Origin of the sequence: Nocardiopsis sp. JB363 (genome assembly GCF_900143625.1) — a bacterium.
In the GTDB taxonomy this organism is placed as follows: Bacteria; Actinomycetota; Actinomycetes; order Streptosporangiales; family Streptosporangiaceae; genus Nocardiopsis.
Genome location: NZ_FRFF01000131.1, coordinates 1 through 14,476, shown reverse-complemented (window position 1 = coordinate 14,476; position 14,476 = coordinate 1). Strand labels below are relative to the sequence as shown.

The 14,476-nt window shown below is 67.6% G+C and carries 16 protein-coding genes and 1 CRISPR repeat array; of the genes, 13 read left to right on the top strand and 3 right to left on the bottom strand.

Annotated elements, in window-relative coordinates; genetic code table 11:
* Positions 1 to 25: 25 nt before the first annotated feature.
* The 6 genes from narH to BQ8420_RS31510 all read left to right on the top strand — a co-directional run bounded on the left by narH (position 26) and on the right by BQ8420_RS31510 (position 5,496).
* Positions 26 to 1,588, top strand: a complete 1,563-nt coding sequence (gene narH / locus BQ8420_RS19210) for a nitrate reductase subunit beta (protein WP_087100524.1) — start codon at positions 26 to 28, stop codon at positions 1,586 to 1,588.
* Positions 1,585 to 2,241 (top strand): nitrate reductase molybdenum cofactor assembly chaperone, encoded by a 657-nt coding sequence (gene narJ / locus BQ8420_RS19205; RefSeq protein WP_087100523.1) that lies wholly within the window; start codon positions 1,585 to 1,587, stop codon positions 2,239 to 2,241. The genes narH and narJ overlap by 4 nt, the downstream gene beginning before the upstream one ends.
* Positions 2,238 to 2,984 carry a respiratory nitrate reductase subunit gamma gene (gene narI / locus BQ8420_RS19200; protein WP_087100522.1) on the top strand — a complete coding sequence of 249 codons (747 nt, stop codon included), beginning with the start codon at positions 2,238 to 2,240 and terminating at the stop codon, positions 2,982 to 2,984. Before narJ ends, narI begins: the two co-directional genes overlap by 4 nt.
* A complete protein-coding gene (locus BQ8420_RS19195; RefSeq protein ID WP_087100521.1) occupies positions 2,981 to 4,162 on the top strand; it encodes an MFS transporter in 1,182 nt (393 codons plus the stop codon). The genes narI and BQ8420_RS19195 overlap by 4 nt, the downstream gene beginning before the upstream one ends.
* A gap of 264 nt (positions 4,163 to 4,426) precedes the next feature.
* Positions 4,427 to 5,260 (top strand): aldo/keto reductase, encoded by an 834-nt coding sequence (locus tag BQ8420_RS19190; RefSeq protein WP_087100520.1) that lies wholly within the window; start codon positions 4,427 to 4,429, stop codon positions 5,258 to 5,260.
* 38 nt (positions 5,261 to 5,298) lie between these two features.
* Positions 5,299 to 5,496 carry a hypothetical protein gene (locus tag BQ8420_RS31510; RefSeq protein WP_143847426.1) on the top strand — a complete coding sequence of 66 codons (198 nt, stop codon included), beginning with the start codon at positions 5,299 to 5,301 and terminating at the stop codon, positions 5,494 to 5,496.
* A 108-nt stretch (positions 5,497 to 5,604) separates the two neighbouring features.
* Here the strand turns inward: BQ8420_RS31510 and BQ8420_RS19185 are convergent, their stop codons facing one another.
* Together BQ8420_RS19185 and BQ8420_RS19180 are read right to left on the bottom strand one after the other, a co-directional pair.
* Positions 5,605 to 6,270: a poly-gamma-glutamate hydrolase family protein gene (locus BQ8420_RS19185; protein ID WP_087100519.1), complete on the bottom strand. Its 666-nt coding sequence runs from the start codon at positions 6,268 to 6,270 to the stop codon at positions 5,605 to 5,607.
* Positions 6,271 to 6,396: 126 nt separating this feature from the next.
* A complete protein-coding gene (locus BQ8420_RS19180; protein ID WP_087100518.1) occupies positions 6,397 to 6,702 on the bottom strand; it encodes a hypothetical protein in 306 nt (101 codons plus the stop codon).
* 220 nt (positions 6,703 to 6,922) lie between these two features.
* Between BQ8420_RS19180 and BQ8420_RS19175 the strand changes: the two genes are divergently transcribed.
* From BQ8420_RS19175 to BQ8420_RS19165, 3 genes are all read left to right on the top strand, one after another.
* On the top strand, positions 6,923 to 7,969 hold the full coding sequence (locus tag BQ8420_RS19175; protein WP_087100517.1) for a zinc-binding dehydrogenase: 1,047 nt from the start codon (positions 6,923 to 6,925) through the stop codon (positions 7,967 to 7,969).
* 184 nt (positions 7,970 to 8,153) lie between these two features.
* Complete coding sequence (locus BQ8420_RS19170; RefSeq protein ID WP_143847424.1) at positions 8,154 to 9,290, top strand: hypothetical protein; 1,137 nt, start codon at positions 8,154 to 8,156, stop codon at positions 9,288 to 9,290.
* Positions 9,291 to 9,350: 60 nt separating this feature from the next.
* Complete coding sequence (locus BQ8420_RS19165; protein ID WP_087100515.1) at positions 9,351 to 9,782, top strand: HIT family protein; 432 nt, start codon at positions 9,351 to 9,353, stop codon at positions 9,780 to 9,782.
* Between the two features lie 164 nt (positions 9,783 to 9,946).
* A CRISPR array of direct repeats spans positions 9,947 to 10,829; the repeat unit is 29 nt; unit sequence GTGAGCCCCACGCACGTGGGGATGGACCG.
* An 81-nt stretch (positions 10,830 to 10,910) separates the two neighbouring features.
* On the opposite strand, the gene BQ8420_RS19160 is transcribed toward BQ8420_RS19165, so the two are convergent.
* Positions 10,911 to 11,642: an SDR family NAD(P)-dependent oxidoreductase gene (locus tag BQ8420_RS19160; protein ID WP_235006368.1), complete on the bottom strand. Its 732-nt coding sequence runs from the start codon at positions 11,640 to 11,642 to the stop codon at positions 10,911 to 10,913.
* 93 nt (positions 11,643 to 11,735) lie between these two features.
* On the opposite strand from BQ8420_RS19160, the gene BQ8420_RS19155 reads away from it, so the two are divergent.
* The 4 genes from BQ8420_RS19155 to BQ8420_RS32365 all read left to right on the top strand — a co-directional run bounded on the left by BQ8420_RS19155 (position 11,736) and on the right by BQ8420_RS32365 (position 14,029).
* Positions 11,736 to 12,215, top strand: coding sequence for a hypothetical protein (locus BQ8420_RS19155; RefSeq protein ID WP_087100514.1), 480 nt, complete (start codon positions 11,736 to 11,738; stop codon positions 12,213 to 12,215).
* Positions 12,212 to 12,811, top strand: coding sequence for a helix-turn-helix domain-containing protein (locus BQ8420_RS19150; protein WP_087100513.1), 600 nt, complete (start codon positions 12,212 to 12,214; stop codon positions 12,809 to 12,811). The genes BQ8420_RS19155 and BQ8420_RS19150 overlap by 4 nt, the downstream gene beginning before the upstream one ends.
* 83 nt (positions 12,812 to 12,894) lie before the next feature.
* Positions 12,895 to 13,554, top strand: a complete 660-nt coding sequence (locus tag BQ8420_RS32370; protein WP_200815994.1) for a cyclopropane-fatty-acyl-phospholipid synthase family protein — start codon at positions 12,895 to 12,897, stop codon at positions 13,552 to 13,554.
* Positions 13,547 to 14,029, top strand: a complete 483-nt coding sequence (locus tag BQ8420_RS32365) for a DinB family protein (RefSeq protein WP_200815993.1) — start codon at positions 13,547 to 13,549, stop codon at positions 14,027 to 14,029. The genes BQ8420_RS32370 and BQ8420_RS32365 overlap by 8 nt, the downstream gene beginning before the upstream one ends.
* Positions 14,030 to 14,476 lie beyond the last annotated feature (447 nt).

Below are 14,476 nucleotides of genomic sequence, written 5' to 3'. Positions count from 1 at the left end.
CGATCGGAACGGGGGAGGAGCACAAATGAAGCTGATGGCTCAGATGGCCATGGTGATGAACCTCGACAAGTGCATCGGGTGCCACACCTGTTCGGTCACCTGCAAGCAGACCTGGACCAACCGTGCCGGCATGGAGTACGTGTGGTTCAACAACGTCGAGACCCGGCCCGGGCAGGGCTACCCTCGCACCTACGAGGACCAGGAGAAATGGAAGGGCGGCTGGGTCCGCAAACCCAACGGACGCCTGTCCCTGCGTTCGGGCGGGCGGCTGAAGAACCTCACCACGATCTTCGCCAACCCCACGATGCCCGGCATCGACGACTACTACGAGCCCTGGACCTACGACTACCAGACGCTCACCAACGCCCCGCTCCAGGAGCACACGCCGGTCGCCCGGCCCAAATCCCTCATCAGCGGCCGCGACATGGCCATCCAATGGAGCGCCAACTGGGACGACAACCTCGCCGGCGGCCCCGAACTCGCCCAGAACGACCCCGTCCTGCGCAAGGTCTCCGACAAGGTCAAGCTCGAATTCGAGCAGTCCTTCATGTTCTACCTGCCGCGCATCTGCGAACACTGCCTCAACCCCTCCTGCGCCGCCGCCTGCCCCGCCGGGGCGATCTACAAGCGCAGCGAGGACGGCATCGTGCTCGTGGACCAGGACACCTGCCGGGGCTGGCGCAAGTGCGTGACCGCCTGCCCCTACAAGAAGATCTACTTCAACCACCGCACCGGCAAGGCCGAGAAATGTACGTTCTGCTACCCCCGCATCGAGGTCGGCATGCCCACGGTGTGCGCCGAGACGTGCGTGGGACGGCTGCGCTACCTGGGCCTGGTCTTCTACGACATGGACGCCGTCCTGCCCGCCGCCTCGGTGGAGGACGACCATGACCTCCTCGACGCCCAACGCGAACTGATCCTGGATCCCAACGACCCCGAGGTCGTCCGCGCCGCCGAGAAGGAGGGCATCCCGCGCGACTGGATCGAGGCGGCCCAACGCTCGCCCATCTACTCGCTCATCAACGAGTACAAGGTGGCGCTGCCCCTGCACCCGGAATACCGCACCATGCCCATGGTCTGGTACATCCCGCCGCTGTCCCCGGTCGTGGACGCCGTGTCCGAGACGGGCCAGGACGCCGAGAGCCGCGACAACCTCTTCGCGGCCATCGAGAGCCTGCGCATCCCCATCGAGTACCTGGCCGAACTCTTCACCGCCGGAGACACCGGACCCGTCACCGACTCGCTGCGCCGCCTGGCCGCGATGCGTTCCTACATGCGCGACATCAACCTGGGACGTGACACCGACGAGCGCATCCCCCAGGCCGTGGGCATGGACGGCGAGAGCGTGTACGACATGTACCGGCTGCTCGCACTGGCCAAGTACGAGGACCGCTACGTCATCCCGCCCGCGCACACCGAACAGGCGCACTCCCTGGAGGCCTTCGCCACCGGATGCAGCCTGGACACCGAGGGCGGACCCGGCATGGGCGGCCCCGGCGCCGGCGGACCGGACAAGGGCGGCCCGCTCACCGGAGGCAAGGTGGCGCTGCCGATGCCCTCGGTCCGGCGGTCGGGGGAACACACATGAGCCTGTTCAAGGCGCTCAGACGCCACCCCATCACCGACCGACAACGCGCCCTGACCCACAGGATCGCCGCCCTGGTGCTGGCCCACCCCGACGAGCGGCTCCTGGCCGACCTGCCGATGCTGCGACAAGCGGCCGAGGAACTGCCCGACCCGCCGCGCGCGGACCTGATCGGGGTGATCGAGTGGCTCGCCGCCACACCGCCGCCCGAACTCGCCGAAACCTACGTCGGCACCTTCGACCTGCACCGGCGTTCGTGCCTGCACCTGACCTACTACGCGCACGGGGACACCCGTAACCGCGGCGCCGCCCTGCTGTCGTTCTCCAACGCCTACCGCAGGGCCGGTTTCCTCCTCGACGAGGACGAACTCCCCGACCACCTGTGCGTGGTCCTGGAGTTCGCCGCCACGGTCGACCCCGTCGGCGGCACGCGTCTGCTGAACCGGTACCGGGCCGGGCTGGAACTGCTGCACCTGGCCCTGCGCGACGCCGACTCCCTCTACACCGGCGCGGTCACGGCGATCAACGCCACTCTGCCGCCCAAGACCGACCGAATCGACGACAAGGTCGCCCGACTCGTGGCCCAGGGGCCACCCGTCGAAGAAGTCGGTCTCGCCCCCTTCCCACCTCCGGAAACCAGGAGCGTGCACTCGTGAACACCGCACTCGAAACGGTGTTGTGGGTCATCGTCCCCTACGCCTGCATGGCGGTCTTCCTCGTCGGCCACTACTGGCGCTACCGCTACGACAAGTTCGGCTGGACCACCCTGTCCACCCAGCTGTACGAGAGCCGGCTGCTGCGCTGGGGCAGCCCCCTGTTCCACTTCGGCATGCTCGCCGTCATCGGCGGCCACGTCGTGGGCCTGCTCATCCCCAAGTCGTGGACCGCGGCCGTGGGCGTCACCGACGAGCTCTACCACGTCATGGCCGTCGGCCTCGGCCTGGTCGCCGGGATCGCGGTGGTCGTGGGACTCACCCTGCTCATCCTGCGCCGACGCCTGGTCGGACCGGTCTTCCGGGCCACCAGCCGGATGGACAAGCTCATGTACGTGGGGCTCGGGCTGGTGATCGTCACCGGCATGGCCAACACCATCGTCGGCAACGTCATCGGCCACTACGACTACCGGGAAGGGGTGTCGATCTGGTTCCGCGGGCTGTTCGTCCTGGACCCGGACCCGGCCCTGATGGCCGCCGCGCCGCTCACCTTCCAGGCGCACACGCTCTCCGCCCTCGCGCTGTTCGCGCTGTGGCCGTTCACCCGGCTGGTGCACGTGTTCAGCGCGCCGCTCGGCTACCTGTGGCGGCCCTACGTGTTGTACCGATCACGGGACACCCGGATGGGTGAACGCCGCGGGCGTCGCGGGTGGGAGAACGTCGAGGACGGGAGCCGGATGCCATGAACAGCGGAGCCAGAACCAACCTCGTCCTGGCCACGGCGGCGTTCGCGCTCATGTTCTGGGCGTGGAACCTGATCGCGCCCCTGGCACCCGACTACGCCGCGCGCCTGGACCTGAGCCCCACCGAGACCTCCGCGCTCATCGCCTTTCCGGTGCTGATCGGGGCCGTGGGCAGGATCCCCGTCGGGGCTTTGACCGATCGCTACGGTGGCCGGGTGATGATGGCGGCGGTCGCCTTCGTCTCGGTGGTGCCGGTGTTGCTGCTCGGCTTCGTCGGGGACTCCTACCCGATGCTGCTGGTGCTGGGGTTCTTCCTGGGGATCGCGGGAACCTCCTTCGCCGTCGGTGTGCCGTTCGTCAGCCGCTGGCACTCCGCCGAGAAGCGCGGGTTCGCCACCGGTGTGTTCGGCGCGGGCATGGGCGGAACGGCGCTGTCGGCGTTCCTCACCCCCTACCTGGCGGGGAAGATCGGGTTGTTGGGCACACACGTGTTCATGGCCGTGGCGCTGGTGCTCATGGGTGTGCTCGTGCTGGTGGTGTGCCGTAACCCGCCCGGGTGGGAGCCCTCCACCGATCCGCTGATGCCGCGTCTGCGCGGAGCCCTCGGGTTGCGGGCGACCTGGCAGAACATCCTGCTGTACGCGGTGGCCTTCGGCGGGTTCGTGGCCTTCTCCACCTACCTGCCGACCCTGCTGCACAACGCCTACGGGTTCGCCCAGACCGAGGCGGGCCTGCGCGCCGCCGGATTCGCCCTGGTGGCCGTCGTGGCCAGGCCGGCGGGCGGCATCCTCTCCGACAAGGTCGGCCCTGTGCGGGTGTGCATGGTGTCCTTCGTCGGGACCACGCTCATGGCGGGCGCGCTGGTCTTCCACCCACCGGCCGAGCTGGCGGCCGGGACGGTGTTCGTGCTGATGGCGGCCTTCCTTGGGTTGGGCACCGGAGGCGTGTTCGCCCTGGTCGCGCAGTTGGTGGAACCGGCCCGGGTGGGTACCGTCACCGGGCTCGTGGGCGCGGCCGGTGGGCTCGGTGGGTACTTCCCGCCGCTGGTCATGGGCGTGGTGTTCCAGGCGTCGGGGGCGTACGCCTTCGGGTTCGTGCTGCTGGCAGCGGTGGCGTTGGGGACCGCGGTTTATACGGGGGTGGCGTTCCGCGACCGCCCCAAGGTCGAGGCCGAGGTGTAGTGATCGAGTAGGGGTCGTGGGGTGGTGGGTGGAAGGTCGCCCACCGCCCCACACTCATCGGTCGGTGGGACGGATGGTCTCGATGAAGGAGTTCCATTCGGGTCGGTCGAAGGAGAGGTGCCCGTGGGGACGGGCCGCTGTGCCGGTTCTACGAGGCAGTGTCACCGGTGTTAGCCCCGGGTCCCGCCACACCGGGTGAGGCCTGAACCGTGCCGTGGTGGGTAACGCCCGATACACAGGACACGACCAGGAACAGGGGGACGCATGACCAACACGCACACCTCGCACTCGGGCCTCAAACTGCCGGAGATCGGGTTCGGTACGTACAAGCTCAACGGAACGGAAGGCGTCGACGGGATCTCCCGTGCGATCGCCAACGGGTACACCCTGCTCGACTCGGCCTTCAACTACGAGAACGAGGGCACGGTGGGCCGTGCTGTTCGTGCATCGGGCGTCGACCGCGACAACCTGATCGTCACCTCGAAGCTCCCGGGTCGGCACCACGAGTATGACACGGCCGTACGCACGATCGAGGAGAGCGTCTACCGGACCGGGCTCGACCACCTCGACCTCTACCTCGTCCACTGGCCGAATCCGAAGCAGGGACTGTACGTGCAGGCGTGGGAGGCACTGATCGAAGCGCGAGAGCGTGGCCTCGTCCGCGCGATCGGCGTCTGCAACTTCCTGCCCGAACATCTCGAAACCCTTCAGCAGCGCACCGGCGTACTACCCGACGTCAACCAGATCGAGCTGCACCCGTACTTCCCCCAGAGCGAGCAGCTCGCCTACGACTCCGAGCGCGGCATCCTCACCCAGGCGTGGAGTCCGCTCGGGCGCGGCAACGACCTGCTCGATCGTGACGACGTCGGCGCGATCGCCCGGGACCATGGCGCCACACCCGGGCAGGTGGTGCTCGCCTGGCAGATCGCGCGTGGCGCCATCCCGCTGCCGAAAGCCGCAGCCGACGAACGTCAAGTCGAGAACCTTGGCGCGCTCGATGTCACGCTCACCGATACCGAGGTCGCGGCGATCACGGCCTTGGGACGTCCGGACGGTCGCCTGGCGGGTCAGGACCCCGCCACGTACGAGGAGTTCTGAGGCGAAGACGTGTACGCGGTCGGGCTCGATCCAAGAACATGGAGCACGATGTAGAGGAGCGAGAAGGCCTCGTGGGTCGCGCCGATCACGAACGGCACCCGGGACGGCGGGTTCAGCCGACAGAACCGCCGTCGTCCTGGCTGCGCGGTGCGGGCTACCGGGTCGCGATGCTCACCGGCGACAACCACGCCACCGTCACCGCGCCCGCCGCCCGCCCGGCCCTCGACCACCCTTGACCGGCGCTTTTGTGTCGAAGCCAGTGACAGCAGGAGCCCGCGCGAACTCCGACCTTCCGTCTTCGGCAAGCCGTTGGTGGGCGAGTGACCGGACAGCCGTGAATCGGGTCAGCGCTGGGCAACGGCCCGTTCGACGGCGGCGACGTAGTCGTCGAAGGCGTCGGTGGGGGTGCGGTCGATCATGAGCTCGTCGCGCTGGCCACGGGTGAGTTCGAGCTGGACTCCTTCACCACTCGTGTTGCGGTTGGTGATGTTGTCGGGGCTCTCGCCCTTGAGGTGATCGGGAATGGTACCGGGGACCTCGAACCCGGCCTCGCGCAGTTCCTCGCGCACCGCGTCACGCAGGTCGGTGTCCAGACCGCCCACGTAGGTGAGGGACTCGTCCCCGGCGGCTCCGTGCCAGGAGACGGTGTAGTCGGAGTCGGCGACGATGTCGACGGTCATGGGCTCGTCGAAGCGGGTGGAGGTGATGTGCAGGATGCTGTTGCCGGTCGACTTGATGCCCTCGAACGTGGCGAAGGCGTGGTCACCGGATTGCGCGGCGTGGTCGGCGAGTTCGGTGGTGGGACGTTCGATACCGCCGCCGTGGATGGCGATGTGGGCGACGTCGGTGCCGCCCTCACGGGTGGAACGCCGGTAGTCGGTGCCCTCGGTCTCGTTGGCGGCGAGTTCGGCGTAACTGGAGTAGGTGTCATCGGCGGCTGCGGGTCCAGCGGGCGCAAACGGGATGGCGAGAAGGGCCACGGCGGCGACAGCGGCGGTCCTGAGGGGCATGTGGGTCCTTCCGAGCGGGGGTGATCGCGGGGCACATGCTACGGGGCGGTGAACCGACAGACCATGACGTCCGAGTGAAAACGAGACGCCCCCACGGCGAAGTACCGTGAGGGCGTCCTGGAACGTCTAACGGGTGTTGGCCTCGTGCACCGAACGGAGGGTCAGGAGCCGGTCCCGGTGGCGGCGCTTGCGGTTGCCTTCCTTGTTGAAGGCCTGCCACTCGGTGGTGCATCCACGCTTGTGGCACCCGGCGCAGCATCCGCGACGAAAGAGCATGGAATCGGGGTGCTCCCACCGGCAGCGGGTCGTCGGTTCCTCGCGGGTCGGGGCGGGCGGTAGGTCGCAGTCACCCCATCGGTGGTCGTGCATCGCCGACGGAGCGTGTTCACGCCGGCGTACCCACAGTGGTTTGGTCTTGTCCGTACGGGACATCTCGTTCCTTTCGGAACCCGCCACTCGTGATTCCGGAACCTCCGGGCGAGTGGCTAGGCGTACAGACCCATCACCACCACCTCCTCGAACCGTGTTTCGACGTGTATCCGTCGTATCACACGCCCCGCGTCACCGTAATCCCGGATTCCCTGGAGTCGGGGACCTGGAATAGGGAATGTGGAGGTCACGGACCTGTGCGCTCGCGACGAAAGGCGAATTCATGACCGTCCCCGAGACCATGCTCGCGGCTCGACTGCTGAGACACGGCGGACCCGAAGCCCTGGAGTTGGCCCGTGTGCGGGTCCCGACGCCGGGAACGGGTGAGGTCCTGGTGCGTGTGGGCGCGGCTGCGTTGAACAACACCGATGTGTGGACCCGGGAGGGCTCCTACGGCCTGCCGGGTGAACCGATGGCCCGCGCCGGATGGCTCGGAGCGATCGACTTCCCGAGGATTCAAGGGGCCGACATCGCGGGCACCGTCGCGCTGACCGGTGAGGGTGTCGACTCCGGCTTGCTCGGCGCACGGGTTCTGGTGGACCCGGCCCTCTATGACGGTCCCGGTGAGCACGCCGAACCCGTGGGTCTGCTCGGCAGCGAACGCGACGGCGGCTACGCCGAGTACACGGTGGTGGCCGCGGATCGGGTCCACCTCGTCCAGGACTCCCCACTCGGCGATGTCGAACTGGCCTGTCTGCCGACCTCCTACGGAACCGCTCTGGGGATGTTGGAGCGAGGGGGAGTGCAAGCAGGTGAAACGGTCGTGGTCACCGGCGCCTCCGGCGGCCTGGGCCTGGCCCTGGTCCAGCTGGCCGTGGCCCGGGGAGCCCACGTCATCGCCATCAGCAGTTCCTCGAAGCTGGCATCGGTTCGTGAAGCCGGCGCCGGGACGGTATTGGATCGCGGCACGACGGGTGTGTGGGAACAGGTACCCGAAGGTGTCGACGCGGTGCTCGACGTCGTCGGCGGCCACGGCATCACGGAGGGGATGGACCGACTGCGCCTCGGTGGGCGATGGGTGATCGGTGGAGCGTTGGGCGGCAACGAAGCCCGGGTGGACGTGCGAAGGATCTATACGCGAAGACTGCGCCTCATCGGTTCCAGCATGCACACTCCGGCACATTTTCGTCGGTTGGTGGACCTGGCCCGTCAAGGGGCGGTCAGCCCGGTGGTGGCCAGCACATACCCCCTCGCAGAGGTGCATCGGGCCCAGGCCGCCCTGAACGAACGTCGTCACGTGGGCAAGCTGGTGTTGACCTTGTCGCCATGACGTCGAGGACCCCGCGCCTAGGGGAGACGGGCTCTGGTGACACGGGCACGGATATCGTCGATGGACCCGGGCCGTGATCACGGGTTCCATCAAGGGTTCCCACGGTCGTGGCCACGCAGAACCGGAAGGACGAACGGTGCCGACGAAGGGCTTTCCCCAGAGGGGAGAACGGAACGAGGATGCCGTGGAGGAGCACTTGTTCGAGGAGTTCGCCGACGCCTCCCCCGAACAGGCGATCGAGGCGGTCGAGCTGATGCTGGTGGAACCTTGGCACACCGACGCCGACACCCCCTTCGAACACCGCATCGGCGACATCAGCATCACGTCCAGCGATGACGTCGACCTGCACGAGATCGAGTTGCTCCGCAGCCCGGACTTCTTCGATGACTCCACCGGTGAGTTTCACACCGCAATGCTGGAACAGGCCGAGCCGGTGGCGAACACGATGGAGCGAGCAGCACGTGAGGCCTGGGGCGAACCCACCGTCATCCAGGTCTCGGACGACCCCCACGCTTGCACGGTCCTGGACGTCGTCCTCACCACGCTCAACCACACGACCGTCCTGGTCTGGCGACGGGGAGACCGCTACGTCGCCCTGATCAGTGGTCAAGGCGACAAGGAACTGCGGTTCATGTTGACCTTCCTGGTCCTTTCCCGCGCCGCCGTGGAGGACGCGGTCTTCGACTTGACGGGCGAAGCTCCACAGGTTTCGGCCGTCGAGGGGCGCCTGGCCGCGACCCTCCCGCCCGGTGTCGTCCTCCCCGAGCAACTCGGTCGTGCGTGGTCGTTCATGGAGTCGCAGGGGTGGGGAGGTGAGGACGCCGGGGGAGACCCGTTCCTCACGCCCTATCCGGGAGAGTTCCAACTCGGTCCGGTGTTCTCGGCGGGTTTGTCGGTTCGTGGGTGGCTCGACCCCGAGGCGCCCGGCGCCGAGCGCCTCATCCCGCTCGCGGAGACCGACGGCTCTGGCGGCCTCGCCCTGCTCTGGTTCGACGACTCAGGTGCGCCTCGCTTCGTGGCGCTTTCCTCGGAAGGCGGCGAAGGGATCCGCCTCGCGGACGACCCCGTCGACTTCCTGAAGCTGGTCGCGATCGGGTACCGGGAATTCGTCGACCATGCCTTCGGCGCCGAACCGGACGCGTTCGATGATGAGGACGACGCCGAGGGACAGGAGGCGAAGGAGGCCCACGCTCTGTTCCGTGCCTGGGTCGAGTCGGAGTTCGACGTCACCGTTCCGAGTATGTGGGAAGTGCGCCCGGACCGAGAGTTCCAAGCGTGGCTGCAACCGTTGGTCGACGAACACGGGATCGGACTCGATTGATCGACCGAGGTCCCTGATAGAACCTTGAGGACGCCACTCGCGGACAAGAAGGGCCTTCCCATGCCGACCCTCTTTTCGAAGATCATCGCCGGTGACCTACCCGGGCACTTCGTCTGGAAGGATCCGGAGGTCGTGGCCTTCCTGTCCATCGCCCCGCTCCGCCCGGGCCACACTCTGGTCGTCCCCCGTGCCGAGGTCGATCATTGGACCGCTATCGAGCCCGCGCTCCTGGCCAAGTGCATGGAGGTGGCCCAGGCCATCGGTCAGGGTGTACGCGCGGCCTGGGACGCCCCTCGTGCCGGGATGGTGATCGCGGGCTTCGAGGTCCCGCACATGCACGTCCACGTGGCCCCGGTCTGGGACCTGTCCGATTTCGACTTCACCACGGTGGAGGTGGAAGAGGACCGGAACGTTCTGGAAGCGGCGGCCGAGCGGTTGCGCACCGCCCTCCAAGAATTGGACTTCCCCCACGCCGTTCCACCCCGGACCTGACCCGCGCTGTCCCGAGTCCCTCGGTGACCTGGTTCTGTGTGTCGTTGGTCAGGGATCGGTATATGGGATCATGACGGCGTCGAAGAGGTGACCCCGGCTCGGAACTCGGCCTGATCTGAACATAACGCGGAGATAACATGCCGCGTTGTTGCAGGTCGTTAACTGTGAGCCCCACGCACGTGGGGATGGACCGGCGAACCGCCCGGCCGACTGGGTCAAGCCCACGTGAGCCCCACGCACGTGGGGATGGACCGCAGCCCGACCAGGGCGACGGTCACCAGCGCGGGTGAGCCCCACGCACGTGGGGATGGACCGGCGCTGGGCGGTGCATGGGACGGCCCCGGGAGGTGAGCCCCACGCACGTGGGGATGGACCGGGGGTGTCTGCGAGCCGAGCCCGCAGACACCCGTGAGCCCCACGCACGTGGGGATGGACCGGTGTTGATGGATGAGCGGATGGGGCACGCGGAGTGAGCCCCACGCACGTGGGGATGGACCGTTGACGTTCGAGCCGGACCGTGTGATCAAACGGTGAGCCCCACGCACGTGGGGATGGACCGTCCACGGGTCCTCCTAGTAGGTGTCCCAGGGGGTGAGCCCCACGCACGTGGGGATGGACCGGCCGGATTGTCGTCCATCGTGAACTTCCAGTAGTGAGCCCCACGCACGTGGGGATGGACCGGCGCGCGCTACCGAGCTGGCCGCCACGAAGGAGTGAGCCCCACGCACGTGGGGATGGACCGAGGTTTGCATGTCCGAGAGCACCAGCAACAACGTGAGCCCCACGCACGTGGGGATGGACCGGCGACATCGTGCGCACCCACCCGCTCGCCGCCGTGAGCCCCACGCACGTGGGGATGGACCGGAGGTCGGCCGCGTCGCTGCGGATTTCGCGGTGTGAGCCCCACGCACGTGGGGATGGACCGTCGTCGAACCACACAGCGTGGGACCCTTGGAAGTGAGCCCCACGCACGTGGGGATGGACCGGCCCGGGCGGCAACCCAGGCCTCGTCCAAAACGTGAGCCCCATGCACGTGGGGATGGACCGAACTTCGACACCTTCCGGTCCAAGCCCATGTCGGTGGGGTGTTCCGCTCCGGTGGCCACACGTGCCGGTTCTGCTGGGCGATTACCAGGGCAACTCCCCTGACTCGTCCTGGAGGGTTCCGGTCGGGCCGTCCGGGCCGAGGGTCGCCATGCGCACCACGACCTCGGCGCTCTCCTCCACCGGCCTCCCGATCCCGAAGGCCGCGGTCATGTCCGTCGCGGTGGTGCCGGGCTCCAGCGCGTTGAACTTGATGCCGGGGTGGACCTTGGCGTATTGGACGGTCAACATGGTGACCGCGACCTTGGACGCGGAGTAGAGCGCGATCGGCAGGGCGAACTCCGGCCGATCCGGGTTGGTCACCGCCCAGAAGGATCCGGCGCTGCTCGAAATGTTCACCACGGTGGGGTTCGACGACCGGCGCAGCAGGGGCAGCGCAGCCTCCGTGACGCGCACGACCCCCGCCGCGTTGGTGTCGAAGGCCAGCAGGGCCTTGGGGCCGTCCGGGTCTCCGGTCGGCAGGATGCCCGCGTTGTTCACCAGGACGTCGAGCCGCCCCTCGGCCGAGTCGATGGTGGCCAGTGCCGCTGCCACCGAAGCATCGTCGGTCACGTCGGGTCGGACGAAGCGTGCGCCGAGCTCGGCGGCGGCCTTCTCCCCTCGCTCGACGTCACGAGCCCGATGTAGATGGTGTGCCCCGCCGCCTGAAGCTGCCGTGCCGTCTCGAAACCGATGCCCTTGTTGGCCCCGGTGATCAGTGTGACCGTCATGTTCGTCCCCTTGGAGTAGCTGTTCCGTTCGCTTCGTTGGGAACACTAGGAACGGTCACGCTCTGGAAACAGAGCCTCGCGGAGTCTGGGGTGTGGCAGGACCCCCTCTCTTCGCTCTGAAATTTTCTAGGCTGGACCTATGAGCGAGACATCGAATCCCCTGGGCGCGTTCCTGCGTGCTCGGCGCGAACTGGTCACGCCCGAGCAGGCTGGTATCCCCGACTACGGAGCGCGGCGAGTGCCCGAGCTGCGGTGTGAAGAGGTCGCCATGCTCGCCAGTGCGCTCGACCCCCGTCCTGTCGTGGGCGGTGACATCGACGACCCTCGCTTCATCGAGCTGACCGGAGAGCTGTCCCTGGCCAGTCCCCGTTTCCGTGATCTCTGGGCCCGCCACGAAGTGCGAGGGCAGCGCGGGACCAAGCTCCGCTTCGATCACCCGCAGGTGGGGGAACTCAGCCTCAACCGGGAGCGGTTGAGCATCGGCGGGGCCGAGACCCTGCAACTCGTCGTGTACCACCCGGACGCCGGATCCACGGACGCGGAGAAGCCGGCTCTGCTGGCCTCGGCCGACCTGCCCACCGTGGACGCGGAACCACGGTTCTGGGCGTCTGAAGCATGAGTCGGGAACCGGCGCACCACGACGCCGAAGACCGGGCGGTGCTCGACGCCGTGGGCGCGCGGTTGCGGGCCCTTCGCAAGCAGGCGGGGCTGACCCTGACCGCACTGGCGCAACGGACCGACATCACCCCCAGCACCCTCTCGCGCCTGGAGACCGGCCGAGTCCAGCCGAACCTGGGTCAGCTGCTGCCACTCTCGCGGGTCTACCGGGTCCCGATCGATGAACTCGTCGACGCGCCCCGCGTGGGCGATCCGCGCGTACACCTGCACCCGGTACGCCGGTTCGGTCTCACGTTCATCCCCCTCATCCGGCGTGCCGGCGGGGTCCAGGCCTACAAGGTCGTCTACCCACCCGCCAGGTCCCTCGCTGCGCCCAGGATGCGCACACACGAAGGGCACGAGTGGTTCTACGTGCTCTCGGGAAGCGTCCGCCTGGTTCTGGGCAGTGAGCAGGATTTCCTGGTGGAGGCCGGAGAGGCCGTCGAGTTCGACACCCGTACGCCGCACTGGATCGGTAACCCCGCCGAACGGGAATCCGCCGAGGTCCTGGTGGTCTTCGGCGCCCAGGGCGAACGCGTCCACCTGCACGAGGACTGAACGGTCGGCTTCGCGCGGACGGGTTCGTTGCATATCTGCACAAAGGTGTGCTTCCGAGGGTCGGAGACGCCCAACATGGCGACATGGAATCAGAAACCGCACCGCTTTCGTCCGACCGTGAGTTCTGGGAAGGCCGGTACCGCGAGGAGGATCCTTCCTCACCGAGCCCCGGACCGAGCCCGGCCTTCACCGCGCTCATGGAGGATCCGACTCTCGTACCACCGACCACGGGCACTCGTAGGGCGCTCGAACTCGCCTGCGGCCGTGGTGGAGACGCGCTCTGGCTCGCCGCCAGGGGATGGCGAGTCACCGCCGTCGACATCTCAGAACAGGCGCTGACCACGCTGAACGAACGTGCCCGCCGCACCGGTCTGGCGGATCGCCTGCGCACGCGGCACCACGACCTGGCCCTCTCACTGCCCGAGCCCAAGGCGTGGGACCTGGTCTACGCCAACTACTTCCACACCCTGGCGGACATCGACCGCGACACCATCCTGCGCCAGGTGTCGGAATCGGTGACCGAGGGTGGGCTGCTGATCGTCATCGACCATGGTTCCAGTGCGCCCTGGTCGTGGGAGCAGTGTCAGGACCATCCGACGCCAGAGGAGCTGTGGCGTTCGCTCGACCTGGGAGGCGACTGGTCGCCGCTCGTGTGCGAGCGACGCTCCCGGACCGCCCAAGGACCAGAGGGTCGGACCGCACGCGTGATCGACAACGTGGTGGTGGCCGGACACAATGCCTGACTTGAATCGTCGACGTGACCGGCCGCCGCCCATGACCGGCCCGGGTGAGAAGGAGGTCCTCACCGGTTTCCTGGACTACCTGCGAGAGAGTGCCCTGGGGAAGGTGGCGAACGCTCCCGAGCAGTGGGTGCGTGTCCCAGGGGTCGCCTCCGGCACGAACCTGCTCGGTCTCATCGAACACCTGACCCATGTCGAACGCCGACTCTTCCTCGGTGAGCAGCCCCATGACTGGGCGGCCACCTTCCACGCCGATCAGCGCAAGAGCACGGAGAGCGTCCTTCAGGGATACCGCGATGTCATAGCCACCGCGAATCGAGCCATCGGCGCCTGTACGGACCTTGAGGAGCCGGCCCACTCGGGCGGGTCCGCGCCGTCGATGAGGTGGGCCCTGGTGCACATGATCGAGGAAACCGGTCGTCACGCCGGTCACCTCGACATCCTCCGTGAGTTGATCGATGGTGACACCGGCCGATGAAGCAGGTCGCGTGAACTCCATCGGCCACGCGTGAGCCCCGAGCATGGAGGCGTGATGGGCCTTCATGCCCGGGTCCTAGCCTGCCAAGGGCCTCACCCTAACGGCGGGCCCTCCAAGGTGCCGAACACCCCGGCCTGTAAATTCACGGTCTCCACATCCAGCGGCGGAGCCGGAAAGCACAACGGGATCAGGTTGGTCTGCTCAGGTACCCATAAGAGGGAAAGCTCAGGGGGCTCGACGTACTCTTCCTGTCCCTCACCACCCGGATCACGCTCTCCGATACGCAGGGAGTGGTACACAGTGTCATTTCCGGTGTCGAGAAGACCGAAGGAACTGAAGCCGCCGCCTTGGTCACCGTGGCGGGTGTCGGGTTGTTGGTGGGGGCGCCTGGGGTCGAGAGCCTTCCGGTTGTTGGGCGGGGTGGGGGTGGGTTTCCCTCCTTCCCCG